Source organism: Siccibacter colletis (genome assembly GCF_025914095.1).
In the GTDB taxonomy this organism is placed as follows: domain Bacteria; phylum Pseudomonadota; class Gammaproteobacteria; order Enterobacterales; family Enterobacteriaceae; genus Siccibacter; species Siccibacter colletis.
Map to the genome: position 1 here is coordinate 2352394 of NZ_CP074352.1, position 26580 is coordinate 2378973.

A 26580-nucleotide genomic window follows, 5' to 3' on the forward strand; every position below is an offset into this window, starting at 1 on the left:
AGTCACCAGAAAGACAGAACTTTACACTTGGAGGGCTTTCACTGACGCGGTAAAAGAGATGTAAAAAAACAGGCACAATTTCTTGTGCCTGTTGGGGAGTTACTTCGCGACGGGTTGCGCAGCGGGCTGTGACTTGTCGAGGTGCGCCAGATCGAGCGCAATGCGTACCGTCTCGTCAAGATACGGGTCCGGCTCCTGATAATCCTTCGGCAGATCGTCGAGTTTTTTCAGCAGCGGTTTGCCTTCGCGCTTGAAGCGATCGTTGATCCGCGCCAGACGAATCGCATCATCTTCGTTGTTCTCTTTCTCACGCTGAGCGAGATTGAGGGAGATGATATTGCGCTTCTCTTTCATGGCGTTGAAACGCGCGATGTCCTTGATGATGTACTGGAACTCGGCATCCTTCGCGATACGTTCTTCATGCTGCTTCAGCAGCTGAGGCCCGAACGGCTTGAGATCGCCGGCTTTGACAAAGGTCGCGGCGTTAATGCTGTCCCAGGGGAGCGCATTGTCTTCGAACTTCTCACCGGTTTCCGTCTCTTCGTTGCCGGTCGGCATCAGCATATCCGGCGTCACGCCTTTACGCTGGGTACTGCCGCCGTTAACGCGATAGAACTTCTGGATGGTGTACTGTACAGAACCCAGCGCCGGCCACTCAGGACGCAGCATCTGATCGTAGATGCGGTTGAGCGAGCGGTACTGCTGCACGGTGCCTTTCCCGAAGGTCGGTTCGCCGACAATCAGCGCGCGGCCGTAGTCCTGCATCGCGGCGGCGAAAATTTCCGATGCCGAGGCGCTGAAGCGGTCAACCATCACCACCAGCGGGCCTTTGTAATAAACAATGCCATCGTTGTCGCTGTCTTCGCGCACTTTGCCATTGTTTTCACGCACCTGGACAATCGGGCCGCCCGGAATAAACAGGCCGGAGAGCGAAACGGCTTCGGTCAGCGCCCCGCCACCGTTGGTGCGCAGGTCGATGATCACACTGCTGACGTTCTGTTTTTCCAGCTTCTGCAGCTGCACCTTCACGTCATCGGTCAGGCCAACGTAGAAGCCAGGGATATCCAGCACGCCGACTTTCTCTTTGCCGACGGTTTTCACCGACATCTTCACGGCGCGGTCTTCAAGGCGGATGCGCTCGCGGGTCAGGGTGACCACGCGGGTTTTGGTACCTTTACCGGCCGGTAACACTTCCAGCCTGACTTTGCTGCCTTTCGGCCCTTTGATCAGCGCGACGACGTCATCGAGACGCCAGCCGATCACGTCCACGGTCGGTTGCCCGGTCTGGCCGACGCCAACGATGCGATCGCCCACGGCGATAGCTTTGCTTTTCGCCGCGGGACCGCCTGCCACCATCGAATTAATCACGGTGTAGTCGTCGTCCATCTGCAGCACCGCGCCGATACCTTCGAGCGACAGGCTCATTTCGGTATTGAACTGCTCGGTGTTGCGCGGGGAAAGGTAGTTGGTGTGCGGGTCAATCTCATGGGCAAACGCGGTCATCGCCAGCGAGAACACGTCTTCGCTGTTGCTCTGCGCCAGGCGGCGAATTGCAAACTTATAGCGACGGGTGAGGGTATCGCGAATTTCCTGATCGGTTTTCCCGGTGAGTTTGAGGCTCAGCTGGTCAAACTTCACCTTCTCGTCCCACAGTTTATTCAGCTCGGCCTGGTCTTTCGGCCAGGGCGCTTTACTGCGGTCGGCGTTGAAGGTGTCGTTACCGGTGAAATCCATCGGGCGCGCCAGCACGTTTAATGCGTACTGGAAACGCTCGAAGCGGCGCTGCTGCGCCAGGTTATAGAGATCGTAGAAAACGGTGAGTTTTCCGGTGCGCAGTTCGTCGCCCAGCTCGCCCTTATTCGCGGCGAACTTCTGCACGTCGCCCGCCAGCAGCACGTTATGGCTGTAGTCCAGCAGGTTCAGGTAGCGATCGAAAATCTTTGCCGAGAACGCCGCGTCCAGATCGAACTGGCGATAGTGCGAGCGGGTAAAACGCGAGGTCACGCGCTCGCTCACTGTTGCGTGCTGCGGCTCTTCGCTCAGGACCGGGATCTGAGATGCCTTTGTGATCTCTTCTACGGCGAGCGCATGGCCTGCAAACGCAAGCAGGCCAGCAACGGCAGTGAGCTTAAAAAAGGTGTTCATGCCCAGGTTGACCTCCGTTTCAGAACAACAGGTGTTCTGCTCGTACAATCATCGACATACCAGAAGTCAGCTGTACCCGGACGCCATCTTTGGTGATTTCCAGCACAGTGGCGTCCATCGCATTATTGCCTGCTTTAACTTTGATGGGCTGGCCCACGTTAAGTGCAGTAATGTCAGAAACGGGAGTATGACGCTCTTCACGCGGTGCGCGCGGCGCTTTGGCTGCAGGCTTGTCGGCGCGGGGCTGACGTTCTGCGCCCTCTTTACGACGCGGCGCAGAGGCCGGGCGCGGTTTGCGCTCGCGGCGCGGCGCGCTGTCGGCCTCGCCTTCGCCTGCCGCCGCGGCAGCTTCACGTTTTTTCGCCTGCTGCTGCGCGCGCTGAGCGGCAACACGGGCTTTGGCTTCCTCAAGCTGCTGGCGGGCGTGCTCTACGTGCTGCTCTTCCAGCTCACCACACGGGTTGCCGTCGAGATCGACACGGGTCGCGCCGGCTTTGATACCGTAAAGGTAGCGCCAGCTTGAGGTATAAAGACGGAGTGCGGAGCGAAGCTGAGTTTTGCTGAGATTCATTTCTCCCTCAACACGCGTCACTAAGTCCTGAAAGATTCCAACTTTCAGCGGGCGTGCTTCGCCTTCTGCGCTAAAACAGCGTGGAAAACGCTCGGCCAGAAAGGCGATAACTTCTTTACTGCTATTCAACTTAGGTTGATTTTCCATGAAATTTCCTGATTACAACGGATATAGCCAACAAGCCGCAGGCATGAACAGGCGTCATTATAATGACGCCATCGGTAAATGCCACGTTATCCGTTGTTTATCATGCGCTATGCGCAAAGAATTTTTTATAATCGGTGGCGCTGAGGAGGGTTTCCAGATGCCCCACCAGCTCACGTAACCCCTGTTCGTCCGCCTCGTCAAAGCGGCCAAACACGGTGCTGTCGATGTCCAGTACGCCGATAACCTGGCCATTCACCTTCACCGGCAGCACGATTTCGGCATTGCTGGCGGCGTCACAGGCGATGTGACCGTCAAAGGCATGGACGTCTGCGATGCGTTGTACCTGGTCCTGCGCCACGGCAGTACCGCATACGCCTTTCCCCACCGGAATGCGCACACAGGCGATACGGCCCTGGAACGGACCGAGCACCAGGGTATCGCCTTCCAGCAGATAGAACCCCGCCCAGTTCACGCCGTCGAGACGTTCAAACAGCAGCGCGCTGGTATTGGCAAGCGTTGCCAGGAAACTGGTTTCCCCTGCCATCAACGCCGAAAAGTCACGGTTTAAATCCCTGTAGAATTCTGTTTTGTTCATTATGTAATCGCTTCGTTGTCTTACTTACTGTCATCCGCCGTTAAAATAAGCATTAAATGCGTTTATCCTCAAGGCGAATCATTTCATGAGTTAATATACTTTCATTCTATTATCTTTTTTTAACATCTATGGCACTGAAATCGCGAACTATAAAACTAGATAAAAAACTCACCGTTCGCGCTATCGGCGACGCCCTGCCGGGGGCACATTATCAGCGTTGTCCGCAATGCGATATGCTTTTCACGTTGCCGGTGCTCAAACCCCACCAGAATGCCTGGTGTCCGCGCTGTGATGCGAAGATCCGCGACGGGCGCGACTGGTCGCTGACGCGGCTGGCGGCAATGGCGTTTGCCATGCTGCTGCTGATGCCCTTCGCGTACAGCGAACCGCTGCTGCGCCTGTACCTGCTCGGCACGCGCATCGATGCCAACGTGCTGCAGGGCATCTGGCAGATGACGCGTCAGGGCGACACCCTCACCGCGGCAATGGTACTGTTCTGCGCTGTCGGCGCGCCGGTCACCCTGGTGGGCTCGATTGCTTATCTGTGGTTCGGCAATATTCTCGGCATGAACCTGAGGCCGGTGCTGCTGATGCTGGAGCGGCTCAGAGAGTGGGTGATGCTTGATATTTACCTCGTGGGCATCGGCGTGGCGTCCATCAAGGTGAAAGAGTACGCCTTCATGCAGCCCGGCCCTGGCCTGTTCGCGTTTGTCATTCTGGTGATCCTCAGTGTGCTGACGCTGATCCACCTTAACGTTGAACAATTGTGGGAGCGTTACTACCCGCAGCGCCCGGCCCGGCGCGCGCAGGAGGGGCTGGAGGTGTGCCTCGGCTGCCACTATACCGGCCTGGCGGACAGCCGCGGACGCTGCCGCCGCTGCCATATTCCGCTGCGCCACCGCCGTCGCCACAGTCTGCAAAAGAGCTGGGCGGCGCTGATTGCCTCGCTGATTTTCCTGATCCCGGCTAACCTGCTGCCCATCTCGGTGATTTACATCAACGGCGCACGTCAGGAAGACACCATTATGTCGGGGATCATGTCGCTGGCGAGCAGCAATATCGCCGTCGCCGCGGTGGTGTTTATCGCCAGTATTCTGGTGCCGTTCACCAAAGTGCTGGTGCTGCTGACGTTGCTTATCAGCATTCATTTCAAATGCCAGCAGGGCTTGCGCACCCGCATCCTGCTGCTGCGGTTTGTGACCTGGATTGGACGCTGGTCGATGCTCGACCTGTTTGTGATCGCACTCACCATGTCGCTGGTCAATCGCGATCAGCTGCTGGCTTTTACCATGGGGCCCGCTGCGTTTTATTTCGGCGCAGCGGTAATATTGACTATTCTTGCAGTGGAATGGCTGGACAGCCGCTTACTTTGGGACGCACATGAGTCAGGAAACGCCCGCTTCGACGACTGAAGCGAAAGTAAAAACAAAACGCCGCATCTCCCCCTTCTGGCTGCTGCCGGTTATCGCGTTGCTGATTGCCGGCTGGCTGATCTGGACCAGCTATGAAGATCGCGGTGCCACCATCACCATCGACTTTGTCAGCGCTGACGGCATTGTCCCTGGGCGCACCCCTATACGCTATCAGGGCGTTGAGGTGGGGATGGTGCAGGAAATTCGACTGAGTGACGATCTGAATAAAATTAAGGTCACCGCCAGCATTAAAGCCACCATGAAAGAGGCGCTGCGCAGCGAAACCCAGTTCTGGCTGGTGACGCCGAAAGCGTCGCTGGCGGGGGTATCCGGCCTGGACGCGCTGGTGGGCGGGAACTATATCGGCATGATGCCCGGTAAAGGCGAAGCCCAGGATCACTTCACCGCGCTGGACACCCAGCCGAAATACCGGCTGAGCAATGGCGACCTGATGATCCATCTTCATGCACCGGATCTGGGGTCGCTGAACAGCGGCTCGCTGGTGTATTTCCGCAAAATTCCGGTTGGCCGCGTCTACGATTACGCCATCAACAAAAGCAAACAGGGCGTCACCATCGACGTGCTGATCGAGCGCCGCTTCACGAACCTGGTGAAAAAAGGCAGCCGCTTCTGGAACGTCTCCGGGGTGAAAGCCAATGTTGGCCTGAGCGGTGCGCAGGTTGAGCTGGAGAGCCTGGCGGCGCTGGTGAACGGCGCTATCGCCTTCGACTCCCCCGATGCCTCCGAACCGGCGGATCAGGAAGATGAGTTTGGCCTGTATGAAGATCTGGCGCACAGCCAGCGCGGCGTGATCGTCAAGCTCGACCTGCCCGGCGGCGAAGGGCTGAAAGAAGGCTCAACGGTGCTGATGTATCAGGGCCTCGAAGTGGGCCAGCTCAGCAAGCTGACGCTCAATCCGGGCGGTGCGGTCACCGGCGAGATGACCGTCGATCCTGGCGTAGTGAACCTGCTGCGCGACAAAACCCGCATTGAGCTGCGCAGCCCGAAACTGACGCTGGATAACCCGAACGTCAGCTCCCTGCTTACCGGCAGCACCTTTGAGCTGGTGCCGGGCGAAGGCGATCCGCGCAACCACTTTGTGGTGCTGCCTGCGGACAAAACGCCGCTGCAGCAGCCGGGCGTGCAAACCGTGACGCTCACCGCGCCGGAGAGCTACGGCATCGACAAAGGGCAGCCGGTGATCCTCCACGGCATCAAGGTGGGCCAGGTGATTGAGCGTAATCTCTCTGCCAAAGGCGTGAGCTTCGCCGTGGCCATCGACCCGAAATACCGCGAGCTGGTGACCGGAGACAGTAAATTCGTGGTTAACAGCCGTATAGATGTCAAAGTCGGTCTCGACGGCGTGGAGTTCCTCGGGGCCAGCGCCAGCGAGTGGGTCAGCGGCGGCGTGCGCATTTTGCCGGGCAGCAAAGGCGCGCTGAAAGCTTCCTATCCGCTGTTCGCCAATATGGAGAAAGCGCTGGAGAACAGCCTGAGCGATCTGCCGACCACTACCCTCACCCTGACGGCAGACAGCCTGCCGGATGTGCAGGCCGGGTCGGTGGTGCTGTACCGCAAATTCCAGGTGGGCGAGATTATCACCGTGCGTCCTCGCGCTAACGCCTTTGATATTGACGTGCATATCAAACCGGAGTACCGCAACCTGCTGACACCGGGCAGCGTCTTCTGGTCCGAAGGCGGTGCGAGGGTGCAGCTCAACGGCGGCGGTCTCACCGTGCAGGCGTCCCCGCTCTCACGCGCGCTGCGCGGGGCGATCAGCTTCGACACCCTGCCCGGTGCCGGGGCGAACCAGACCAAAAACGGCAAGCGCATTCTCTACGCCTCTGAAACCTCAGCCCGCGCGGTGGGAAGCCAGATCACCCTGCGTTCGTTCGATGCCGGCAAGCTCTCCTCGGGAATGCCGATCCGCTATCTGGGTATCGATATCGGCCAGGTGGATACCCTGAAGCTCATCACCGAGCGTAACGAAGTGCAGGCCACGGCGGTGCTTTATCCGGAATACGTGCGCACCTTCGCCCGCGCCGGAACACGTTTCTCGGTGGTGACGCCGAAGATCTCCGCCGCCGGGGTCGATCATCTCGATACTATCCTGCAGCCGTACATCAACGTGGAGCCGGGCCGCGGAGAAGCGCGCCGCAGCTTTGAGTTGCAGGAAGCGACCATCACCGACTCGCGCTATCTCGACGGCCTGAGCCTGGTGGTGGAAGTGCCGGAAGCCGGTTCGCTGGCGATTGGCACCCCGGTGCTGTTCCGCGGTATTGAAGTCGGTACCGTCACCGGCATGACGCTGGGTAACCTGTCGGATCGCGTGATGGTGGCGCTGCGCATCAGCAAACGCTATCAGCATCTGGTGCGCAACAACTCGGTGTTCTGGCTGGCGTCCGGCTACAGCCTCGATTTCGGCCTGACCGGAGGCGTGGTGAAAACCGGCACCTTTAACCAGTTCATTCGCGGCGGTATCGCCTTTGCCACGCCGCCAAGCACGCCGCTGGCCCCGAAAGCGCAGGAGGGGAAACACTTCCTGTTGCAGGAGGGCGAGCCGAAAGAGTGGCGTGAATGGGGCACCGCCCTGCCGCGCTAAGCGACATCAGACAAGGGCGTACCTGCGGGTACGCCCTTTTTTTATCCCCGACGCCGGCGCGCCACGTCCGGCAAGCTGTGGTACACTGCGCGCCCATTTTTACTGTTGCCGGGGCCAGCCGTGGAATCCTCCCGTACCGCTTATCTACCAGACGCCTTCCTTGATCTGATGCGCGAGGCGATGCCGTCCGCCCTATCAATGGATGACTTTATCGCCGCCTGCCAGCGCCCGCTACGCCGCAGCCTGCGCGTCAACACGCTGAAAATCAGCGTCACGGATTTCCTCGCGCTGGTCGCGCCTTACGGCTGGCAGTTAACGCCGATCCCCTGGTGTGCGGAAGGCTTCTGGATTGAACGCGACGATGAAGCCCTGCCGCTCGGCAGCACCGCCGAGCACCTGAGCGGCCTGTTCTACATTCAGGAAGCCAGCTCAATGTTACCGGTCGCCGCCCTGTTCGATGGCTGCCCGCAGCCGGAGCGCGTGATGGACGTCGCCGCTGCCCCCGGTTCAAAAACCACGCAGATGGCGGCGCGCATGAATAATCGCGGTGCGATCCTGGCGAATGAGTACTCCGCCAGCCGCGTGAAGGTGCTGCACGCCAATATCAGCCGCTGCGGCATCAGCAACGTGGCGCTCACCCATTTTGACGGCCGGGTGTTCGGCACCGCGCTGCCGGAGACCTTCGACGCCATTCTGCTGGATGCGCCCTGCTCCGGCGAAGGCGTGGTGCGTAAAGATCCCGACGCGCTTCGCAACTGGTCGGTGGTCAGCAATCTGGAGATCGCCGCCACCCAGCGCGACCTGATGGAGAGCGCGTTTCACGCCCTGAAGCCCGGTGGCACGCTGGTTTACTCCACCTGCACCCTCAACCGCGATGAAAACGAAGCCGTCTGCCGCTGGCTGCTGGATCGCTTCCCCGGCGCGGTGGAGATTGAGCCGCTGGGCGATCTGTTCCCCAATGCGCGCGCTGCCCTGACGGACGAAGGGTTCCTGCACGTCTTCCCGCAGATTTATGACTGTGAGGGCTTTTTCGTTGCGCGCCTGCGCAAAACCGCTGCGGTAGAGCCGCCTGCGCCGCCGACGTGGAAGGTGGGGAATTTCCCGTTCAAGCCGCTGCATGGCCGCGCCGCAGACGACATCATCCGTGCCGCCGCCGCTTCCGGCCTGACGTGGGACAGCGCACTGACGCTGTGGCAGCGCGACAAAGAGATCTGGCTGTTCCCGGAGGCCATCGTGCCGCTGATCGGCAAAGTGCGCTTCTCGCGCCTCGGCATGCGCCTGGCGCAGGCGCACAACAAAGGCTATCGCTTTGAGCATGAAGCGGTGATCGCCCTCGCGGGTATTGCCAACCCGCTGGCGTTCGAGCTGTCGCTGCATGATGCCGAAGAGTGGTATCGTGGTCGCGATGTCTACCCGGAGCGGCTTCCCGCTCACGACGAGGTGATTGTCACCTTCCAGGGGCAGCCGCTGGGGCTGGCGCGCAAAATTGGTTCGCGGCTGAAAAACAGCTACCCGCGCGAGCTGGTACGCGACGGCAAGCTGTTCGCCAGCGGAAACGCCGGGCAATAATTTATCGCTCTCCATTTGACACATCGCGCAGCCTTTACCAGGCTAAAAGATGGGCGGCCTGACTGGTCATACCACAAGCGAACCGACAAATGGAGAGCGTTATGACAAAAACCAGCGTAAAAATTGGCACCTTTGAAATTGATGATGCCGAACTGCAGGGCAACGACCCTGGTGAACGAACGTTAATCATTCCCTGCAAATCCGACCCGGATCTGTGCATGCAGCTCGACGCCTGGGACGCGGAAACCAGCATTCCCGCCGTGCTCAACGGTGAACACTCCGTCCTCTACCGTAAACACTACGATCATTCTGCCGATGCCTGGGTCATGCGCCTTGCCTGATCCCGAAAACCCGTCGCCTGAGACGGGTTATTTAGTCTGAACTTTCCCCATACCGCTGCCCTTCCCCTACACTTACTGACAAACAGGTTGATGTTGAGGGTGGGATGTTCGCACTGGTTCTTTTTGTTTGTTATCTGGATGGCGGGTGCGATGACATCGTTGTCGATGTTTTTAACACCGAGCAGCAGTGCGTGAAGGCAATGGATGTCCAGCGCATGCGTCACGGCGGCTGCTATCCGGTAGAAGATTTTATTGATGGTTTCTGGCGTCCGGCCCAGGAGTACAGCGATTTTTAATCTCTTACCCGCATAAGGCGGTTACATCACCGCCCTGTCTGCGGGCCTTCCATACTGTGCGTTTACTGATACGTAAAACTGACGTTCACCGCGGCGGCAAACTGGCCGGAGGTGGGATTGCCTTTTGGTGAGAACATACGCGCAGACAACGGGAAAGTCGCGCTGTGGGTCGCCGTATCGATGGTTTGTGTCATGGTGCTGTCGTTCTGATACGTAGTGGCGCGATCGCGGCTGGCGAGGCGCAGCGCAATGCCGGTTGCATCCGCGCTGTTTTTAAACGCCGTCGCGTCATCATCATCCGGCGTGCCGCTGAACGTCACCGTCGCCCCTACGGTCGCCGCCGGGCAGTTTGTCAGTAGCAACTCGAAGTGAGCCCACTCTCCGCCGGCACCGGCAACGCTCATCTCCCTGACTCTCCCCTCACCCAGATCTACGGTTTTATTGACCGTATCCGTATCAACGTTACAGGGCGAGGCGATAATATTTCCATTTATATTTATCGCAGTGGATTCAGCCAGCGCGGGGATCGAAAAAAATATCGCGACCAGGCAGGTACACAATTTATTGATGCGCGCGTGATCTTTTACAGGCAACATTATTATCCTCATGCAGTTGCGTCGATGAAAGCGTCAGGTAATCAGCTAAATATTTGTCAGCGGCCCGGGGACGTAATTTATACCTTATCACTGATACGTGAGGTCAGCTGTAATAGCGGCCTGTATGGTTCCCGGCAGAGCGCCACCACTAACAGAATAAGCCTGCGTCTGTAACTCAAACGTGACCGTTTTATCTGCCGTTACTTCCTGCTCAATACTTTCACCATTTCCTAACTTAGAGCCGGTACTTTTATCAATAAGAGCTACGGCAACATTTTTTGCAGTACCACTATTTTTATAATAACTACTTCCCCCCTCTGTATCTTCCGTGCCGCTAAATACCACCTTAACGTTAGTAGTACCGGTCGGGCAATCGGTAAGATCAATACTGAAATCCTTAGCAGGTGATGTTGCACCCGCCGTTTGCAGGCTTGAAGCTTGAATATCACCGAGTGATACAGACAGAGCATTATTCCCGCCATTGACAGTACAGGGCGAGGCAACGATATTTCCGGTGATATTAATTGTGACAGGATCGGCAAACGTTGTTTCAGATGCCAGCATTATCAACAAGGCACCTGTTAATCCAGATAATTTATTACAGAACATGATAACTCCTCTCAGGTTTTTACACCAATTATTAATGCGTTAAATTAAGTGTGGCAGTGACACCTGCGGCCCAGGTACAACAAACCATTTGGGCCGTTAATAATGCGCCTTTACAGGAAAGGTTTCTGACATCCCATAGATTCGTTAATTTAGTGTTTTTATTCACGTCCAGCGTAAGTAAATCACCAAGTAACCGGACACCGAAATGCCGGGCGACGTCGTCGTTTCTGTTATCTATGCAACCGTTAATTTTAAGAGGGCAAGTAGAATAATTTTTTTACACGCAATAAACCTACAAGATAAATTGTGCTATCCCTGTGCGTGCTGATCAATTACACGACTGCTCAGACATTATAACCCCAGAGTTAGCTTCATTCGAAGGCAGGCTGTATTTAACCAGACACATTTGATCAGTTGCTTCTCCCCATTTAACGATCATGTTCCCTTTAGGTTCCAGACCTGTTAAATAAACCTGTCCCGCATCCCCTACGATATAGCCCTGACCTGGGTGCCCTTCCACATTTGCGAGCGCGCCGAATGGCACAGGCTGACCATTAGCCTGGGTTAATGTCATCAATACACGCATACCAACACTGGCAACATACTCAGCGCGTACGACCGCCCCGCGAGTGGGAACCACGGTGCGGCTGGTTAGTTCTAGCTCAACATCATCCGGCAGAGATGATGGGTCGAGCGTGACGTCATTTTTTCGGTACGGCGAGACATTACTCACTACGGTATAACCGCGGAAGTCGGTTTTCGCGCCGGTTTGATTCTGAATGCTTACGCCCTTCGCCCCCGGAGCCTTAATCAGCACGTTGGTTTCAGAGAGCGGCTGCGACAGCGTAACGCCGTCGGCATGGGCGAGAATACTGCCCTGGAGACCATAATTCAGGCGCTTGCTGGATTTATCATAGCCATAGCCTGCGGTAACTTCCCCGTAAGTCCCTTTGTAATCGCCGTTAAGGCTACCGGTATTGCCGGTGCCATTGCTGCCGTAGCCTTCCTGCAGGTTCCAGCTCAGGGCGTTGTTCTCCAGCGCCATGCCGCTGATACCTACCGAATGGGTGGTGCCGCTGTTTTTATTATTGTTCATGCTGTAACTGGCCCAGGTCTTCGGCAAGAATCTCTCCAGCGGGAAGCTGACGTTGAGCGCCACCATCTGATCTTTGTCATAGCTGGTGCTGTTGCCGTAATTACCGGCACTACCGTTTTTACTCAGAGTATAGGTAAGACCATAGCTGATTCCGTTCCAGGAGTTGTTGTAACTCGCGGACCAGGATTCCATGCTCTTGTCTGAGTTCCAGTAATCTTCGCGCACCGCACTGAGTGACAGCGCACCTAAGTTTCCTCCCAGCGACTGGCTCATGGTTAACTCGGCGCGATTGCGGCGGCGGTTGTCCATGATGTTGTTTTCACCATACCCGTCCAGCACTTCCTGCATGCTGTAGTAGCCGCGCGTGGAGTAGCGGTATCCCGCAATGGAGAAGTTGGTGCCAGTCTCAGCGAAGTTTTTGCTGTAACGTATGCGCCAGGACTGCCCGGTGCTGGAGGTATCGTCTGCAAGTTCAGCGCTGGCCTGCGTAACGTCAACCGAAAACGCCCCAACCTGCCCCATATTTTTACCCAAACCCAGCGCCAGTGAATGATACCGGCTTGAAGCCTGCACGCCCCCATAAAGCGTTACGCCATGCGAGATCCCGTAGATACCGGTCACCTGGGCGAACTGCGTTTTCTCCACGGTGCGGTCATAGGAGCGATACTGCCCCCCGGTGAGCGAGTATTTCAGGTGCCCTTCTCGCTGCAGCACCGGAAGAGAAGCAAACGCCACGGTAAACTTTTGCTCGCTGCCGTCGGCTTCTTTAACGGTGACGTTCAGGTCCCCTGCGCCACCGGTCGGATACATATCGGTTATTTCGAATGCCCCTGGCGCGACATAGCTCTGGTAGATCACATAGCCGTTCTGGCGGATCACCACCTGGGCGTTGGTGCGGGCGATGCCGCGTACCACCGGGGCGTAGCCCTTCAGCGAATCCGGCAGCATGTCGTCGTCCGACGCCAGCTGGCCGCCACGGAACGGGACGCTGTCGAACACGTCCGACGGCGATGAGCTGTCTCCCAGCGTCAGCTGGGATTTCAGCGGCACAATATTACGCTGGGCATAGGTGTAGACCGTATCCCACTTGTCCTGCCCGTTGCTGTCCCGATTCCAGGTAGTGTAATTGCGCAGCCGCCACGGCCCAACGTTGATTCCCGGACGCAGGTTGGCGTACTGACTATTAGTGTCGCTGCCGCCGTTACCGCCACGGGCATGTGTACTCGAACCGCTGATGCTATAGTTCATCATCAGCGCGTTGATGCCGTTATCCCACAGCGCCGGGTCAACGTAGCCGCGCGCCTGGGGCGACATTGCCGCCTGGGGAATGCTCAACGCCAGTATCTGGCTGTTAAAACGAAAATCGTAGCTCGCGTCTGGAATGGCGCTCAAATTTGCGCAGGCATCCTCTGCACCCAGTTCAGGAAACAGCTCGGTTTTTACGCCGTAACTTTGCAGCAGTGCTACCGACAGACACGGCTCAAGTACATCCTCCCCGGCCGCGTTTTTAACGCTTTTAAATTCGACGTTTCGGCTGTCCACCTGCTGATCGTTAATCACAACGTCAACCTGGTAGGTGCCTGGTGCCTGCGATCCCTCTTCGAAAGCAGAGAGATCGGCTCCTGCTGTTTGTGTCCCGGTTTCAAGCAATTCGGGATTAAAGTAGTCGCGCGCATATACCGGAGCTGTTCCGCTTAGTGCCAGCGCGATAAACCATGCGATGCGCGTCAGACGCAGGGATGGTCGCTGTTTTACTTTTCTCATTCTCGAATACTCTCCTGGTTAACGGGGCACGCTCACTCCATGAGCGGCAGGGTTGTTTAAATACTTACGTTATGCTCGGCACCCGGTGCGCCGTAGTCGCTGATGATTTTGAATGAAAGCTTGCCGCCACCCGCACCCGCACCCGCACCCGCACCCGCACCCGCAGGCAGGTTGAAGCGTGCGCTGGCACCCGGTGCAACATAGGTCACATCGTTAAGCGCTTTGCCGTTAACGGTAATGCTGTTGAAATTGATGTAATACGCGGAGGGATTAGTGACCTCGACGCTATTTCCGACACGGCTCCAGCGCAGCGTATTAGCTTGATCTTCCGGTGAACCGTTTTTCAGCGCAGCTGGGCGATAAATCAATTTGATACGGGTCTTTACCGCGACCTGTAAGGTATTAGCATTTTCATTACGCGCCGCAGAAGGGATAGCTTTGATATTCAGCCAGTATAATGACTCTTTATTCTCTGGCAGCGTACCTGCGCGGACAATACGCATAATATTTTGCTGGCTTTTATCCAGTCGATACAGCGGCGGAGTAATAATAAAAGGAGCTTTCTCAGCGCCACCGGTTTGTGTCTCTACCCAGGATTGAATAAGATAAGGCACGTTGTCCGGATTATTGACACTCAGAGAAGCTTCTTTCTTATTTCCGTCATAAATAACGCGCGTACCGCCAATTACCACGCCAGCCTGAGCGGCAGACAAACCTGATGCAAGCACCAGCCCTGCAATTAACGTTTTGCTAAAGAATTTCATGTCATACCTCGATAAATACGGGGCTGTGATACAGCCCCGGTAATTTTCCGGAGTGGAAAATCAGTTGTAATTAACAGATAAGGTTGCAACCGCGTTGGCTTTACCTGCCACAACGGTGTCTGATGTCGAACGATAAGCGGCATAGAAATCAAGTTTGTTTTCCTTGTCGGCGGCCAGCGTATAGCTGTAATCGTTCACTGCATTCAGACCCAGGTCGGTTTTATCGGCAGTCATCAGGGCAATAGCAACCCCAGTCGCCACGCCGGTTTCATCCGTGAGCGCCAGCAGGGAAGAATCGGTGGCATCGTGGGTGCCATCAAACTTCACCTGCGCGGCGGTAATTGCTTCCGGGCAATCTTTCAGGGTCATGGTGAATTTCGTTGTTGAAGCTTCGTCGCCAGTTGCAGAGAAGGAAGACTTAGCAACTTTACCCAGGCTGACGCTCAGTGAATCGCTGGTGCCAATATCAACTGTGCATGCTTCGTCGATAATTTCACCGGTAAAATTCACAGTGCCGTCAGCGGCAAATACAGAAGACGCAGACAGCGCAGCCAGCGTTGCGAATGCAACAGCAATAACATTCTTTTTCATCAAAAATATCCTTAAGAGAAAATAATTCCGGTAAAAACTGAACATAATGATTTTTACCTTTGAGTCATGCTCCTTATGAAGCACACCGGGCTGCCTGATATCGCAGGGTAAAATCTGCTAATTTTTGTTTTCAACTATATGACCTAAGGATTATCAAAAGTTAAAATTCAATTACCAGCCAGATTCGACTCATTGATATTGGGCAGCGCCGTTGTTGGAGCGGATTTTGATATAACATCCGAATTGAGACAACTGCTTTTTAGTCCACAAATAGACCAGAAGATTCTTTATCGGTGGCTTTCCTGGCATCATAATCCGGCCACATATTCACCACGGTAATAAAAGGTAATTTATGGAGTTGTTCCAACGATGAGCACGTTAAAAACACGACATCCTGAGCGCGGTCTGGGTAAAGAACCCAATAAACCTGTCAAAGATATTAATTTATTAATGCAGCACCTTTCTACGGAATGCAATAAATCATTAACACAAAAACGGAAGTCGCTTAACTTTATTAAAGATCAGGAAAATCAATGCTTTTTATTACTTAAAGGCAGCGTGGCACTTTATCGCAGCAGCGATAGCATCATTCTTAACTCGGAAAATGCCCCCTTTATATTTGGTCTTGGCAATCAGGTGGGTGTTTCACAACACCTGTATTTACGTACCCAGGAAGATTCGCTCATCGGCATGCTCTCTTTTACCGATGCCCGGCAAATTATCCGCACGCATAATCTCTGGGAAAGTTACGCTAATTTGTTGATCTATAACGCCAGCAAGATTTATGCCCACTGCCTGTCGATCTCGCAGCTCTCCTCCTACGAGATAATCAAAAATCAGCTGGTACAACTGGACGGAGAGCCTCCGTCCATCAAACAAAATATCACCGCAGCGAATTATATTCTGTCACGCACCTTTCTCTCGCGCAGTGGAGTGATGCGTATCCTCTCCCGCCTTAAGGCCGATGGTCACATCACAGCGGAACGTGGAATTTTGCTTACTATCAACCATTTACCTGATAAGTATTAACCCCACAGCCACCCGGCGCGCTGCCGGGTGCTTACGCTGTAAGCAAATATATAACTGTGCTATATATTGTTTACTTCCCCTTTGCGGCGATGATGCTATGACCACGCAAACCCAGTCGTTGATGGCGATGAAAAAGTCGCAGAATACTTACGCAGGCGATCTTATTGAAAAGCTTAGCGAGTTTCTGACTTTCAGGACTTATCCGGCGCGTAGCCGCTTCACCTTTTCCGGGCATAATAAGCAGCGCTGCTATCTTTTTCGCAGCGGTCAGATCTCTGGTTTTTACAAGGAAACCCGTACACAGATTGACCGAATCAATACTCCGTGGATTGCCGGGGTGGCGTTTCCCGACCAGGAGCTGCTGGAATTAATCTTTGTCGCAGAAACGGAGTGTGAAGTCGCTACCCTCACCCAAGATGAGGTGATGGCGCTTATTCAAAAAACAGACAGCTGGCAGCTGTATGCCGGGTTTTTGCAGGTGCTCTCGACCAAACTTCTCATCCATATGAGCCAGGTTGCCGCTCCTGATACCTTTTCGATGGTATGCAATCAGCTGTTGGAATTAATCAATGAGCCTGAGACGATCCGCACCAGTGTAAAAGTGGAAGAGTACATACGCAGCCGTACGCAGCTGTCGCGCAGCGGGGTATTTAAAGTGCTGTCGCGCCTGAAGGAGGTCAACGCTATCGTGATTGAGAAAGGCATGTTGATTGCCGTTAACGAACTGCCTGACAAAATGCCCTGAGGCAAGTCTCATCGGACGATGAAGATGACGTACGGTGATTCTTAGGTGTCGCTAATTCCCGGCGGTAAAGATATCGCCGGTGCGCCTGGTAATGCTAACAGGCGCATCCCTGTTAATTAATCAATACCACCGACGGCAGCGTGCCGTGCAGGTGCTTACGCAGTTCGGCATTCTCTTCCAGCAGATACTCCAGGCTCTGCGCCATCGCTTCGATCAGCTCCTGAGCGATCTTACTTTCGAACTTCGCCACCGTTGGGGCGGTATTTATAAGCTGACCGATAGTTAATTGGTTCATGTGTAACCTCCATATCCGCTTTATGGGTTCACCGCGTCTGATAAACAATGTACCGCGTTCATTAACGGTTTTATCCGCACAGAAAACGACAAAAAAGCACTCTATTCAAATTTATCCTTTAGGACAATTCCCCATTGCGGGCTGGCAGCCAATATTACTTTTTCTTAGTAAATAATACATATCACTTTATAATCAATGATTTATGAATATTTTATTTTGCCGTAAATATATCGTCCCCGTTAAGGTTGTTAATCATGACAGGCGCACCTTTATGGGGCGAAGAATATATTTCCTCCAGGAATAATCTTAACTGATGTATTATACCCGCTCCCCGCGTCAGGTAATGGCGCAGTAGATCCTTCTGAGTTCAGAGGCTATCCGCATGTCATGGCACTACTTTAAACACACGTATCTGATCAAATTCTGGGCTCCCATGCCCGCTGTTATCGCCGCTGGCGTTCTTTCTACTTACTATTTTGGGCTGACCGGCACCTTCTGGGCCGTCACCGGCGAGTTTACCCGCTGGGGTGGCCAGCTGCTGCAGCTGGCCGGCGTCCACACCGAAGAGTGGGGCTATTTCAAACTCATTCATCTCGAAGGCTCCCCGTTAACCCGCATCGACGGCATGATGATCATCGGCATGTTCGGCGGCTGTTTTGCTGCGGCACTGTGGGCCAACAACGTTAAGCTGCGCCTGCCCCGCAGCCGGATCCGCATCGTCCAGGCGGTAGCCGGTGGCATTATTGCCGGCTTCGGTGCCCGTCTGGCAATGGGCTGCAACCTCGCTGCGTTCTTTACCGGCATTCCGCAGTTCTCGCTGCACGCGTGGTTTTTTGCCGTCGCGACCGCGGTCGGGACCTGGTTTGGCGCACGCTTTACCCTGCTGCCGATGTTCCGCCTGCCGGTGAAACTGGAAAAAGTCTCCGCTGCTTCATCGCCAACGCAACAGGTCGATCGCGCCCGCCGCCGCTTCCGGCTGGGCGTCGCGGTGTTCGTCGCCATCGTTGGCTGGGCGCTGCTCACCGCGTTCCAGCAACCGAAGCTCGGGCTGGCGATGCTGTGCGGCGTCGGTTTCGGGCTGCTTATTGAGCGCGCTCAGATCTGCTTCACCTCGGCCTTCCGCGACATGTGGATCACCGGGCGCACCCATATGGCAAAGGCGATCGTGTTCGGCATGGCAGTCAGCGCCATCGGCATCTACAGCTATGTGCAGCTCGGCGTGGAAGCAAAAATTATGTGGGCCGGGCCTAATGCCGTCATCGGCGGCCTGCTGTTTGGCTTTGGTATTGTACTGGCCGGCGGATGTGAAACCGGCTGGATGTACCGCGCAGTAGAGGGCCAGGTACACTTCTGGTGGGTTGGTCTGGGGAACGTGATTGGCTCTACGCTGCTGGCGTACTACTGGGACGACCTCGCACCCTCGCTTGCCACCGGCTGGGATAAAGTCAATCTGCTCAACACCTTTGGCCCGCTGGGCGGGCTGTTGATGACCTATGGGCTGTTGCTTACCGCCCTGCTGCTGATTGTGGGCTGGGAGAAATACTTCTTCCGCCGCCGCACCTCACTTCAGACTCTCAAGGAGCCAGTATGACCACACACGTTCCCGATTATCGCCTGGATATGCAGGGTGAATCCTGCCCCTACCCCGCTGTTGCCATGCTGGAGCAGATGCCGCAGCTGGCGCGCGGCGAGATCCTCGAAGTCATCAGCGACTGCGCCCAGTCGATCAATAACATTCCTCAGGATGCCCGCAACCACGGCTATATCGTGCTGGACATTCAGCAGGACGGGCCGGTGCTGCGCTTTCTGATCCAGAAGTAACTACCGTGCCGGTCAGGCCGCTCCCGGGAGCGGCTTTTTTTTGCCAAAGTAAAACGATCGGTTTACTTTTAATAAATGGACAAACGACAAGACATTCTCAATGCCGCTGAGCGGCTGTTCTACGCCAACGGCTTTCACGCGACCAGCACCGACGTGCTTTGCCGAGAGGCCGGGGTATCGACGCGCACCTTTTACCGCTACTTTCCGTCCCGCGACCATCTCACCGAAGCCGTGATGGACGCCCGCCAGCAGCGCTTTTTCGCCGATCTGCTGCCGCCTGACAGCCCGCAAGCCATTCCGCACCTGTTTGCCGTGCTGGCGCACTGGATGCAGGCGCAGGGTGCCGAAGGCTGCTTTTTTCTCAAGGTCTGGGGGGAATATGCCCAGCAGGATGCGCGTCTCTCTGCCCACGCCCTCGATTTTCGCTATGGGCTGCGCCGCTACCTTAGCGCCTGTATCCCGGTAGCCGCCGCCAGGGACGCAGTCTGGATGCTGTTCGAAGGCGCCATCACCGCCGGGCTGATCCTTGGCCCGCATGCCGCGCACCAGGCGGCTGCCACCGCTGCGCTGGTGCTGCGCCATAGCGGAGAAGACCATGAGAAATGATCTCGCCCTGAGCCTCACCGGCTTTTCACTGATTGCCGTCACCTATGGCCTGGCACGTTTCTCCTGGGGGCTGATGCTCCCGGATATCGCGCAAGATGTACCCTTCTCCCCGCGTATTGCCGGGGTGATCGCCGCGTGCAGCTTTGTGGCTTACTGTCTCGCCTCGCTGAGTGCTTCCCGGGTGACGGCGCGTTTTGGCCCGCGCCTGACCGGCATCACGGCAACGCTGTTTGCCGCCGCCGGGCTTATGCTGCTCGCCAGCGCCGGCTCCCCGGGAATGCTGGCCGCCGGGCTGTTTATCGCCGGACTCAGCTCCGGCCTGGCCTCCCCCTCGCTTGCCGCGGCGGTCAGCCGCTGCGTCAGCGCTACCCGACAGCCGCAGGTCAATACGGTAATCAATGCCGGTACCGGAGGCGGAATTATCCTCTCCGTGCCGGTGCTGATGCTGCTCCCCGGCGGCTGGCGCAGCGCCTGCGTGGTGTTCGCCGTTATCGCCCTGCTCTGCCTGATCCCACTCCTGCGCTGGCTGCCCGGACGCAGCGAAACGCCCGCCTCGCCTGACGCCGGGATTATTTCCCGGTTGCGTCAGCCGGTGATGCGCCGTCTGGCGACGATTGCCCTGGTAAGCGGTATCGCCAGCGCCGCCTGGTGGAGCTTCGGCCCCGACGTGCTGCGTCAGCATGTGCGGGTAGATGACCAGGCGGCCAGCTTGCTGTGGCTGGTCAGCGGCGGGGCCGGCGTGCTTGGCGTGTTCACCGGCCCGGCAGCGGCGCGCTTCGGCCTGACGGGTATCTATCGCGTTGCCCAACTGGCAATGGCGCTCCCGCTGCTGGGGCTGGCCTTTACTCAGGGCTTTAACGGCTGGCTGATCCCGGCGGTGGCCCTGTGCGGGGCGGGTTACATTACGCTTTCCGGGGTGCTGCTGGTGCACGGGGCCAACGCCGCGCCCGATACGCCCGCGTCCGGCGTGGGGCTGGCGTTCTTTATGCTGGCGGTGGGTCAGGTTATCGGATCGATGCTGTTCGGGCTACTGTATAACGACGCGGGCGCACCGGCGGCGCTAATAGCGTTCTGTGTGCTGGGGCTGGGTCTTGCGGGAATAACGCCTGAGCGAAGCGCGGCGCGGTTATCCGGGAAATCGCCGGAGAAAGAAATTTAACATTCAGCTGAAAAATCCCTGGACGCAGACACCGCGGTATATGGTATGGTTTATCGCAGCCGGTGGCCGTTCGGAATGGGTTTACGGGAAGCGCCCTCCGTACTGGAAAGGCCTCAGGCAACAGATAAAAAAAGACCGAAAACGATTCCTGTTTACGCCCCACCCCGATTTATCCTTTTTAAATCATCAAGTTAACTCCAAATTCACTCATTAATTAACATCCCAACACTTACCATTACGCTCTTTCAAGATCAAACTCTTGCCATACTATTCGAGTGTGGGATGAGTGAACTTCGTGGCGGTCAGGCGTCTCAATTCACATCACTGGGCAATCATCAAACTCACCGGTATGAGCATCGTTCAAAATGTAAGTTACTAGCCCCTGGACAATGATCGATTCGGCATGTTCGTCATCGCTTAACATGTTGTATCGTTCTGGCGTGTCTAGGCACTCGAGTCGCGGTACCGGATACAACCTGTATCGACGGATATTAATCGCACCATCAATAAGGCACATAACCAGCGATCCATCACAGGCTTGCAACGAACAACAACCACCAGCATCGCACTATGTTTTATTCCCTCTCGCCATGAGAAGAAGCCAGCCCGAATAACGTAAGTTGCGCTCGGCACTTTGAAGCAGAGTGCATCGAGGGAGATCGGCGTGTCGGAGTGGCTCTGCGCCGGTGAAGGAAATCCCATGGCTATCTTCCCCCGTTCGGGTTATAGACCATGAAGGTACGGTTATCCCCGTCCCCAGTAGAGATGTCTTTGAACGTGCTGACACTCATCTCTATCCATTCGTTAGCCTGCCTCCGCGTCCAGTCCCAGTTAACCTTTGCTAGCTCATGTACAAAGTCCGCAGTAGTCACTGTTTTCTTCCCCTGTGGACTCACCTTCATCGCCCTGTCGAACGCGTACGCAATTTCGTAAATTCTGCCCATTGTGACCTCCCGCCTAAAATTGCTGTATATAAATACAGTACATTTACTCAACGAGGAGATCAATACGAAGCGGCCTATCAATACGGTGCGCTGGCCGGTGGGCTTGGCGAGGCTCTTTGTCGGCAACAGCAACGTCCGACAGCTTTGTGCCAAGAGCGGACATTACTATTGTTTTCATCAAACTCAGTATACAGTTCGAGAACATAAGGTATTTCAATGTTGCCCTCCTGGAGAACCCAAAAACCAAACTCATAAAGGATGTTATGGCGTGCATGTAGTCGTGTGCTTTCAAATGCCACAGCCTCACCACTATCATCAGTATGATCGCGAAACCAACACCTACTGAATCTGAGTTAATTTCTCGATAACTGTCCTTGAGTCATCAGTACGATTTGTAAGAATGAGATCCCCAAGACCTATTCAGCATATGAAACAAGTAACAGTCTAGAAGACATTGTTACCATGCTCATGGACAATAGAAATGTAACAGTTCCCACAGTAACCCTAGAGCCCATTACTGGAGAGATAATCTTTCTATACCGTGCTCTGCTCCTGCGCGATTACTGATATGATCCTTCACTGAGCACGCTGGTTTTCATCTTCATAGTACTCAAAACGTCCTGAGCGCTATTAGTGGTGCATACAACAGTAGATTTATGTAGTATTAAAGAGGGCTACCATTAGTACTTCTCAGATTGGTAGCAACCGATATAATATTTATTGTCTAAATGGGGTTTATATGAGTAGTTATACAAATGATGAAAATGGTGTTTGTCGTTTCATTCAGGATAAGGCTTTTCAAACTTGGGAAGGAAACGGCTCCCCATATCTTTTAAGTAATGCAGTAACTGATTTTAGAGAATATGGAGATATGAAGTCGGTTATAGGTAACAAATCACTAAAGGCATGGGTGTCAAATAAACAAGATTCATTAAACGTAAAATTAATGACGCATCCTGTAGCGAAAGCAAGAATTGTTGTGGTCCCTAAAGATAGCAATTTTTCATTTGAATCAGCCGCAAAAAAACCATCAACCAATGAAAAAGAAGAATTAACCAACAGGGAAATAACAATTCTATTCCTAGAGGCGATAGGTTCTCTACCTCAGCATGACTTGGATGAAATTCACATACCGGTAAGAATCATCGCGAAGTTGATGAGGTGATTTAAAATGGTTAAATTCATTATAATGTCAGGCAGACGAGAGTTCTGTGATTTCATTTCATCAAGAGTTGATAGTTTAAAGTTGATGGATTCCCTGGATAAGTTAGGTGGTGGCGATTTTCTTACTTACCATGTTACCGATGCTAACTCCAGCACAGCTTCACTAATTGGGTTTATATATAGCAAAATTAAATATGAATATGATGATAATGTTGCCATATTGTCTGATGAATTTGCTTTTTCGAATTTATCTTGTATAGAAAATGCGTTTCTTCTTTGCCAGCTCGATGGTATCTCTTCAATCAAAGAAAAACAGTTTCATAACTATATTTCCAGTGCAGCAAATAAAGCAGTAAAAAAACTTAACCTGATGAAATCTATAGTTGATGACGGTGGTCTTGGTGAAATGGCCAGATTACCAATAAAAAACTTTTCGTCGGATAAATTAAAGGATTTCATAAGAGAAGCCGCTATAAGATATAACTCAACGGTTTCTGATAATGATTTCCAGAAGATGGCTTCTGATTTGAAAATGATGCGAAAGCCGAAAAAAAGAAGTGAGTATAGAAATAAGTACTATATAGATGATAAAGGCCGTCATTTCTCATTGGGCGATGAGATTCATTCTTCGTACGACACTAAAGGGCATGACTACCTTTGTGATATTTTAGCCAAATATAGATTTGGATGTAAAATTGATTCAAGAAAGCACTTTAATGTTTCCGCTGGAGATAACGACAATAGTAAGTTGTCCACTGAGTTTCATCATTGCCACGGTGATGAACCTATTACTATAAGGGATAGAAGCCATGTAAATATGTTTTCTAATGATTTTATCTCTTAAAAATGATATGGGAGCTAAATTTAGCTCCCATGTTGTTTATCCATTAAATTTTTACCTTAGCAGCATACTCGAAAACCAACACAGCACCATAGCTGGCGATCCCCAACGTAGCCATCCAACATCGGCAAATAACAAAAAAATTTACGCAGCATTAGAATTTTTTGCTGGCTATCCCCTGAAAAACCAACAGACATCTGGTGCGGTACATATGAAAACTCGCGCAATCATTGGCGATCCCCATGTGCCCATCGTTCGATCCTGTAGTAATTTCAAAAAAGAGCGCTAGCCAAGAGGTTTCACACTATTTCAGTCGCGATCTTCACGAAAAACCACGCTAAGTAGGCGCTCCCCATGAGATCATCTGTCGAAAAATGCATTTAACCTACTGATTATGCTGGCAATTTCCTCGTTTTCATCCGGCATCATTAAGAGCTTTTACCTAGCTATCTTTAGCTTATCGGTGCTTTTCAACTCGTTAATGGGTTTTAATGGATACTGCGTGTAAAGATAGCATATTTTTTAAGACATCAGAACCTTTTCCTTTACTGAGGATAGATACAGAAAGCGCAGTCACTCAAAAAAGATATTTCTTTAAGTATATTCAAATGCTTACCAAGTATTGTTCATCAAAAACGCACTTCACGTACAAAATTTCAGCTTCTCAAACTGTCTGCTGACTGAACACATAAACAACTTCCTATTGATCAATAAACATTATGTAATGACGCCTTGTGAACTTTCGTTCCTCGCTCAAAGCGGACATTAATCAGCTTTTACAGGGCTGGGAGTATCATTCACCTCTCAGCGCTGGCCGGCGCGCAGGGCCAAACTGGATCAAGCGGAAACGTCTGTTGCTGTGGAACATCGCGCAGCGCCTGACGGTAAGTCGCCCACGCCTCTTTATCCGTGGGCGCGTCCGGCATCATTGCCCAGTCACACTCGGCGATCCGGCGGTCACGCTCGGCGCGAATTTCCTCCGCCTTAATTTCTGCCAGCTTGTCCTGATTGATTTTAATCATTGCTCGCTACCTCACGATACGTTCCGCCAATGCCGCTCGGCTCACCCAGTGCAGCCTCGTCCAGCTCCCATGCTTCCTGGGGAATGTCCAGTGGCAGCTCAGCCTCGTTAACTAACCAGAATGGCAGACCTGCCGGCACGTCTTTTTGACCGACTTCCAGTACAGTAAGTCCGCAATCTGCTGGTGATAAAACGGCTACACCATACTCTGACTGATAAATGACCTTCATTAAATTGCTCCCTTACCAAAGATGGCTACCGTTGTGGCTACTGAGTTAGACCAGTCGCGGCCGTCTCCGGCTAGAGTGATGATGCGGTCGAGGGAGTTGGAATAAACTGCCCATCCGCCGCGCCGCTGCGCCTCGCTCTCGCGCGTACAGCCGATCGCAGTAATTTGCGTCTGCTTGAACTTAAACTGCTTTACCAGATCCGGGAACATCACTGCCGTGGTGCGGTCTTGATAATGGTTGTCCGGGTCGCTGAAGTTGATCAGTGCACTGGAGAAGCGGGTCTTTTCACTGCCGCTCGAGTAGACCGGTTTCCCAACCACCGAGGCGCGGGTAAGGATCTGCAGTTTCGACGTGTCCGCCGGCATGTCAGAGACAACGTTAAACATGTTGTTGCCCCAGAATGTCATGCCGTTGAAGCCAGCAGCGATGTCCTTGATTACCTGCCAGGCGTCAGCCTGCGACTGAATGTATACGTCAAACATGAAGCGCGGCTCTGTACCGCTAACCGCGGAAAACAGCGAACGTCATGCCGTTTTTTTTAGCTTCCATCAGGTAACTTTCCAGACCATCAAAGTTCACGCACAGGGCCTTTACGGCCTCGGCTGATGTCTGCACCGCCAGTCTATGCACGCGACCAAAGCGGGTACCGAGAGCACCGTACAGTCGAATTGTAGTTAACCGCGCCATGGTTTTATCTCCTCCGGCAATTTTTCGTGGCGGACGCAAATCATCGTCCGATCTTTGAAGTAGCCATGCGCATAAGGCGTGATACACGATGGCTGGCCGTAAAGATGGTGGAGCAATTCCCCTTCTTCGGTGATGATCCCAGCGTGATTCCACTTACCGGACTCGACCTGCATGATAACCATGCATCCGGGGGCCGGGCCGCATTCGATAAACCCTTCCCGTTCCCAGTTCTCGAAATACAGGTTGTCCGGGTATTAGCCTGCTGCGCCAGGCCATTAATCTTCTGCTGAGCCTCAATTTCTTTATTCTTATGGTCCACCACTTTTGCGGCATTCAGAATAGCTTCACGGCTGGCAAGCAGAGCGTTTTCCTGAGTCGTTAAGGCTCGAGTTTTTGCAGCCTGGTCGAGCTCGGCAAAGCGTGATTGCTGCTTGCTGAGTTCTGTATTTTTGGCCTGAGTCTCCCCGGTCTTGCGTAGGGTCTCGAGAGTTTCAGTTAACGTCCTGGCCTGAGCCTGGTAGGTCTCAACTGTGCGGTCACCATCATCAACCTTAACCGATGGCGTTTTAGGTGTTTTGGGGTCCTTGTAGCGCTCGTTAAATTGCGCGAGATGCCTGTCAGCCTCAACCTGAGTTATATAACCCGCCTTCACTGCTTTGGCGTATTTCTCGGCTTCTTCAGTTCTCTTTTGAGCGTTAGTTGCCAACGATTTTTCGCTGGCATTCATCTGCAGACGAAATTTAAGTTGCTCATCATTGAACTGCTTGGCTTTGGCTGAGTTTTCTTGTTGAAGGCTGATTAACTGCTGCAGGCCAGCCTTCGTAACCTCAACAGTAGGAATCTGGGGCTTTGCTGCTTCACGGGTCACATAATCCCATCCGGGCAGCTCGCTCCCACCTGTGCGGATTCCCTGTTCCTTAAGCCCGACAGTTGGGGTGGC

At 53.9% G+C, this 26580-nt stretch carries 29 protein-coding genes; 14 read left to right on the forward strand and 15 right to left on the reverse strand.

The window, feature by feature from the left end; translation table 11 throughout:
• Nucleotides 1–99: 99 nt before the first annotated feature.
• The 3 genes from prc to KFZ77_RS11380 all read right to left on the reverse strand — a co-directional run bounded on the left by prc (nt 100) and on the right by KFZ77_RS11380 (nt 3458).
• Nucleotides 100–2145, reverse strand: a complete 2046-nt coding sequence (prc, locus tag KFZ77_RS11370; RefSeq protein ID WP_264384239.1) for a carboxy terminal-processing peptidase — start codon at nt 2143–2145, stop codon at nt 100–102.
• A 19-nt stretch (nt 2146–2164) separates the two neighbouring features.
• Entirely contained in the window at nt 2165–2863 is a 699-nt protein-coding gene (gene proQ, locus KFZ77_RS11375; protein ID WP_031523468.1) for an RNA chaperone ProQ, read from the reverse strand.
• A gap of 100 nt (nt 2864–2963) precedes the next feature.
• Nucleotides 2964–3458 carry a GAF domain-containing protein gene (locus KFZ77_RS11380; protein WP_031523466.1) on the reverse strand — a complete coding sequence of 165 codons (495 nt, stop codon included), beginning with the start codon at nt 3456–3458 and terminating at the stop codon, nt 2964–2966.
• A 128-nt stretch (nt 3459–3586) separates the two neighbouring features.
• Between KFZ77_RS11380 and yebS the strand changes: the two genes are divergently transcribed.
• The 5 genes from yebS (at nt 3587) to KFZ77_RS11405 (ending at nt 9678) form a co-directional block, all read left to right on the forward strand.
• Nucleotides 3587–4870 carry a membrane integrity lipid transport subunit YebS gene (gene yebS, locus KFZ77_RS11385; protein WP_031523464.1) on the forward strand — a complete coding sequence of 428 codons (1284 nt, stop codon included), beginning with the start codon at nt 3587–3589 and terminating at the stop codon, nt 4868–4870.
• Nucleotides 4839–7472: a PqiB family protein gene (locus KFZ77_RS11390; RefSeq protein WP_264384240.1), complete on the forward strand. Its 2634-nt coding sequence runs from the start codon at nt 4839–4841 to the stop codon at nt 7470–7472. The genes yebS and KFZ77_RS11390 overlap by 32 nt, the downstream gene beginning before the upstream one ends.
• Nucleotides 7473–7592: 120 nt before the next feature.
• Nucleotides 7593–9041: a 16S rRNA (cytosine(1407)-C(5))-methyltransferase RsmF gene (rsmF, locus tag KFZ77_RS11395; RefSeq protein ID WP_264384241.1), complete on the forward strand. Its 1449-nt coding sequence runs from the start codon at nt 7593–7595 to the stop codon at nt 9039–9041.
• 101 nt (nt 9042–9142) lie between these two features.
• Nucleotides 9143–9382 carry a YebV family protein gene (locus tag KFZ77_RS11400; RefSeq protein WP_031523459.1) on the forward strand — a complete coding sequence of 80 codons (240 nt, stop codon included), beginning with the start codon at nt 9143–9145 and terminating at the stop codon, nt 9380–9382.
• A gap of 104 nt (nt 9383–9486) precedes the next feature.
• Entirely contained in the window at nt 9487–9678 is a 192-nt protein-coding gene (locus KFZ77_RS11405) for a YdfD/YebW family protein (protein WP_024547418.1), read from the forward strand.
• Between the two features lie 62 nt (nt 9679–9740).
• Here KFZ77_RS11405 and KFZ77_RS11410 read toward each other — a convergent pair whose 3' ends face one another.
• From KFZ77_RS11410 to KFZ77_RS11430, 5 genes are all read right to left on the reverse strand, one after another.
• On the reverse strand, nt 9741–10286 hold the full coding sequence (locus tag KFZ77_RS11410; protein WP_319640956.1) for a fimbrial protein: 546 nt from the start codon (nt 10284–10286) through the stop codon (nt 9741–9743).
• Nucleotides 10287–10361: 75 nt separating this feature from the next.
• Nucleotides 10362–10883, reverse strand: a complete 522-nt coding sequence (locus KFZ77_RS11415; RefSeq protein ID WP_264384243.1) for a fimbrial protein — start codon at nt 10881–10883, stop codon at nt 10362–10364.
• A 328-nt stretch (nt 10884–11211) separates the two neighbouring features.
• Entirely contained in the window at nt 11212–13743 is a 2532-nt protein-coding gene (locus KFZ77_RS11420) for a fimbria/pilus outer membrane usher protein (protein ID WP_264384244.1), read from the reverse strand.
• 56 nt (nt 13744–13799) lie between these two features.
• On the reverse strand, nt 13800–14507 hold the full coding sequence (locus KFZ77_RS11425; RefSeq protein WP_264384245.1) for a fimbrial biogenesis chaperone: 708 nt from the start codon (nt 14505–14507) through the stop codon (nt 13800–13802).
• Nucleotides 14508–14567: 60 nt separating this feature from the next.
• Nucleotides 14568–15098, reverse strand: a complete 531-nt coding sequence (locus tag KFZ77_RS11430; protein ID WP_264384246.1) for a fimbrial protein — start codon at nt 15096–15098, stop codon at nt 14568–14570.
• Between the two features lie 369 nt (nt 15099–15467).
• Here KFZ77_RS11430 and KFZ77_RS11435 point away from each other — a divergent pair, with 369 nt between their 5' ends.
• Together KFZ77_RS11435 and KFZ77_RS11440 are read left to right on the forward strand one after the other, a co-directional pair.
• Complete coding sequence (locus tag KFZ77_RS11435) at nt 15468–16127, forward strand: helix-turn-helix domain-containing protein (protein WP_264384247.1); 660 nt, start codon at nt 15468–15470, stop codon at nt 16125–16127.
• Between the two features lie 121 nt (nt 16128–16248).
• Nucleotides 16249–16872 (forward strand): helix-turn-helix domain-containing protein, encoded by a 624-nt coding sequence (locus tag KFZ77_RS11440; RefSeq protein WP_264384248.1) that lies wholly within the window; start codon nt 16249–16251, stop codon nt 16870–16872.
• Nucleotides 16873–16984: 112 nt separating this feature from the next.
• On the opposite strand, the gene KFZ77_RS11445 is transcribed toward KFZ77_RS11440, so the two are convergent.
• Nucleotides 16985–17167 carry a hypothetical protein gene (locus KFZ77_RS11445; RefSeq protein ID WP_264384249.1) on the reverse strand — a complete coding sequence of 61 codons (183 nt, stop codon included), beginning with the start codon at nt 17165–17167 and terminating at the stop codon, nt 16985–16987.
• 382 nt (nt 17168–17549) lie between these two features.
• Here KFZ77_RS11445 and yedE point away from each other — a divergent pair, with 382 nt between their 5' ends.
• The 4 genes from yedE to KFZ77_RS11465 all read left to right on the forward strand — a co-directional run bounded on the left by yedE (nt 17550) and on the right by KFZ77_RS11465 (nt 20753).
• The gene (gene yedE / locus KFZ77_RS11450; RefSeq protein ID WP_264384250.1) at nt 17550–18758 is read left to right on the forward strand and encodes a selenium metabolism membrane protein YedE/FdhT; all 1209 of its coding nucleotides are present in this window, start codon (nt 17550–17552) and stop codon (nt 18756–18758) included.
• Nucleotides 18755–18988 carry a sulfurtransferase-like selenium metabolism protein YedF gene (yedF, locus tag KFZ77_RS11455; RefSeq protein ID WP_264384251.1) on the forward strand — a complete coding sequence of 78 codons (234 nt, stop codon included), beginning with the start codon at nt 18755–18757 and terminating at the stop codon, nt 18986–18988. Before yedE ends, yedF begins: the two co-directional genes overlap by 4 nt.
• A 75-nt stretch (nt 18989–19063) precedes the next feature.
• Nucleotides 19064–19594 (forward strand): TetR/AcrR family transcriptional regulator, encoded by a 531-nt coding sequence (locus KFZ77_RS11460; RefSeq protein WP_264384252.1) that lies wholly within the window; start codon nt 19064–19066, stop codon nt 19592–19594.
• Nucleotides 19584–20753, forward strand: a complete 1170-nt coding sequence (locus KFZ77_RS11465; protein WP_264384253.1) for an MFS transporter — start codon at nt 19584–19586, stop codon at nt 20751–20753. Before KFZ77_RS11460 ends, KFZ77_RS11465 begins: the two co-directional genes overlap by 11 nt.
• 704 nt (nt 20754–21457) lie before the next feature.
• Here KFZ77_RS11465 and KFZ77_RS11470 read toward each other — a convergent pair.
• Entirely contained in the window at nt 21458–21697 is a 240-nt protein-coding gene (locus KFZ77_RS11470; protein WP_264384254.1) for a hypothetical protein, read from the reverse strand.
• 739 nt (nt 21698–22436) lie between these two features.
• Here KFZ77_RS11470 and KFZ77_RS11475 point away from each other — a divergent pair.
• Genes KFZ77_RS11475 through KFZ77_RS11485 form a run of 3 tightly spaced genes read left to right on the forward strand, consistent with a single transcriptional unit; the run spans nt 22437 to nt 23991 of the window.
• Nucleotides 22437–22862, forward strand: coding sequence for a hypothetical protein (locus KFZ77_RS11475; protein ID WP_264384255.1), 426 nt, complete (start codon nt 22437–22439; stop codon nt 22860–22862).
• A gap of 6 nt (nt 22863–22868) precedes the next feature.
• On the forward strand, nt 22869–23705 hold the full coding sequence (locus KFZ77_RS11480; RefSeq protein WP_264384256.1) for a hypothetical protein: 837 nt from the start codon (nt 22869–22871) through the stop codon (nt 23703–23705).
• Nucleotides 23689–23991 (forward strand): hypothetical protein, encoded by a 303-nt coding sequence (locus tag KFZ77_RS11485; RefSeq protein WP_264384257.1) that lies wholly within the window; start codon nt 23689–23691, stop codon nt 23989–23991. Before KFZ77_RS11480 ends, KFZ77_RS11485 begins: the two co-directional genes overlap by 17 nt.
• A 508-nt stretch (nt 23992–24499) precedes the next feature.
• Here KFZ77_RS11485 and KFZ77_RS11490 read toward each other — a convergent pair.
• From KFZ77_RS11490 to KFZ77_RS11510, 5 genes are read right to left on the reverse strand one after another with little or no spacing between them, the layout of a single operon-like run.
• Entirely contained in the window at nt 24500–24724 is a 225-nt protein-coding gene (locus KFZ77_RS11490; RefSeq protein WP_264384258.1) for a tail fiber assembly protein, read from the reverse strand.
• Nucleotides 24717–24953, reverse strand: a complete 237-nt coding sequence (locus tag KFZ77_RS11495; RefSeq protein ID WP_264384259.1) for a hypothetical protein — start codon at nt 24951–24953, stop codon at nt 24717–24719. The genes KFZ77_RS11490 and KFZ77_RS11495 overlap by 8 nt, the downstream gene beginning before the upstream one ends.
• A complete protein-coding gene (locus KFZ77_RS11500) occupies nt 24953–25435 on the reverse strand; it encodes a phage tail protein (RefSeq protein WP_264384260.1) in 483 nt (160 codons plus the stop codon). The genes KFZ77_RS11495 and KFZ77_RS11500 overlap by 1 nt, the downstream gene beginning before the upstream one ends.
• Before the next feature lie 19 nt (nt 25436–25454).
• Nucleotides 25455–25640, reverse strand: coding sequence for a tail assembly protein (locus KFZ77_RS11505; RefSeq protein ID WP_264384261.1), 186 nt, complete (start codon nt 25638–25640; stop codon nt 25455–25457).
• Nucleotides 25628–25822: a C40 family peptidase gene (locus KFZ77_RS11510; RefSeq protein WP_406678776.1), complete on the reverse strand. Its 195-nt coding sequence runs from the start codon at nt 25820–25822 to the stop codon at nt 25628–25630. Before KFZ77_RS11510 ends, KFZ77_RS11505 begins: the two co-directional genes overlap by 13 nt.
• Nucleotides 25823–26580 lie beyond the last annotated feature (758 nt).

Bases quoted from the DNA above. Each gene is read 5' to 3' on its own strand.
- prc (WP_264384239.1), bottom strand. From the start codon at position 2,145: ATGAACACCTTTTTTAAGCTCACTGCCGTTGCTGGCCTGCTTGCGTTT.
- proQ (WP_031523468.1), bottom strand. From the start codon at position 2,863: ATGGAAAATCAACCTAAGTTGAATAGCAGTAAAGAAGTTATCGCCTTT.
- KFZ77_RS11380 (WP_031523466.1), bottom strand. From the start codon at position 3,458: ATGAACAAAACAGAATTCTACAGGGATTTAAACCGTGACTTTTCGGCG.
- yebS (WP_031523464.1), top strand. From the start codon at position 3,587: ATGGCACTGAAATCGCGAACTATAAAACTAGATAAAAAACTCACCGTT.
- KFZ77_RS11390 (WP_264384240.1), top strand. From the start codon at position 4,839: ATGAGTCAGGAAACGCCCGCTTCGACGACTGAAGCGAAAGTAAAAACA.
- KFZ77_RS11400 (WP_031523459.1), top strand. From the start codon at position 9,143: ATGACAAAAACCAGCGTAAAAATTGGCACCTTTGAAATTGATGATGCC.
- KFZ77_RS11405 (WP_024547418.1), top strand. From the start codon at position 9,487: ATGTTCGCACTGGTTCTTTTTGTTTGTTATCTGGATGGCGGGTGCGAT.
- KFZ77_RS11410 (WP_319640956.1), bottom strand. From the start codon at position 10,286: ATGAGGATAATAATGTTGCCTGTAAAAGATCACGCGCGCATCAATAAA.
- KFZ77_RS11415 (WP_264384243.1), bottom strand. From the start codon at position 10,883: ATGTTCTGTAATAAATTATCTGGATTAACAGGTGCCTTGTTGATAATG.
- KFZ77_RS11420 (WP_264384244.1), bottom strand. From the start codon at position 13,743: ATGAGAAAAGTAAAACAGCGACCATCCCTGCGTCTGACGCGCATCGCA.
- KFZ77_RS11425 (WP_264384245.1), bottom strand. From the start codon at position 14,507: ATGAAATTCTTTAGCAAAACGTTAATTGCAGGGCTGGTGCTTGCATCA.
- KFZ77_RS11430 (WP_264384246.1), bottom strand. From the start codon at position 15,098: ATGAAAAAGAATGTTATTGCTGTTGCATTCGCAACGCTGGCTGCGCTG.
- KFZ77_RS11435 (WP_264384247.1), top strand. From the start codon at position 15,468: ATGAGCACGTTAAAAACACGACATCCTGAGCGCGGTCTGGGTAAAGAA.
- KFZ77_RS11440 (WP_264384248.1), top strand. From the start codon at position 16,249: ATGGCGATGAAAAAGTCGCAGAATACTTACGCAGGCGATCTTATTGAA.
- KFZ77_RS11445 (WP_264384249.1), bottom strand. From the start codon at position 17,167: ATGAACCAATTAACTATCGGTCAGCTTATAAATACCGCCCCAACGGTG.
- yedE (WP_264384250.1), top strand. From the start codon at position 17,550: ATGTCATGGCACTACTTTAAACACACGTATCTGATCAAATTCTGGGCT.
- yedF (WP_264384251.1), top strand. From the start codon at position 18,755: ATGACCACACACGTTCCCGATTATCGCCTGGATATGCAGGGTGAATCC.
- KFZ77_RS11460 (WP_264384252.1), top strand. From the start codon at position 19,064: ATGGACAAACGACAAGACATTCTCAATGCCGCTGAGCGGCTGTTCTAC.
- KFZ77_RS11465 (WP_264384253.1), top strand. From the start codon at position 19,584: ATGAGAAATGATCTCGCCCTGAGCCTCACCGGCTTTTCACTGATTGCC.
- KFZ77_RS11470 (WP_264384254.1), bottom strand. From the start codon at position 21,697: ATGGGCAGAATTTACGAAATTGCGTACGCGTTCGACAGGGCGATGAAG.
- KFZ77_RS11475 (WP_264384255.1), top strand. From the start codon at position 22,437: ATGAGTAGTTATACAAATGATGAAAATGGTGTTTGTCGTTTCATTCAG.
- KFZ77_RS11480 (WP_264384256.1), top strand. From the start codon at position 22,869: ATGGTTAAATTCATTATAATGTCAGGCAGACGAGAGTTCTGTGATTTC.
- KFZ77_RS11485 (WP_264384257.1), top strand. From the start codon at position 23,689: ATGATTTTATCTCTTAAAAATGATATGGGAGCTAAATTTAGCTCCCAT.
- KFZ77_RS11490 (WP_264384258.1), bottom strand. From the start codon at position 24,724: ATGATTAAAATCAATCAGGACAAGCTGGCAGAAATTAAGGCGGAGGAA.
- KFZ77_RS11495 (WP_264384259.1), bottom strand. From the start codon at position 24,953: ATGAAGGTCATTTATCAGTCAGAGTATGGTGTAGCCGTTTTATCACCA.
- KFZ77_RS11500 (WP_264384260.1), bottom strand. From the start codon at position 25,435: ATGTTTGACGTATACATTCAGTCGCAGGCTGACGCCTGGCAGGTAATC.
- KFZ77_RS11505 (WP_264384261.1), bottom strand. From the start codon at position 25,640: ATGGCGCGGTTAACTACAATTCGACTGTACGGTGCTCTCGGTACCCGC.
- KFZ77_RS11510 (WP_406678776.1), bottom strand. From the start codon at position 25,822: ATGGTTATCATGCAGGTCGAGTCCGGTAAGTGGAATCACGCTGGGATC.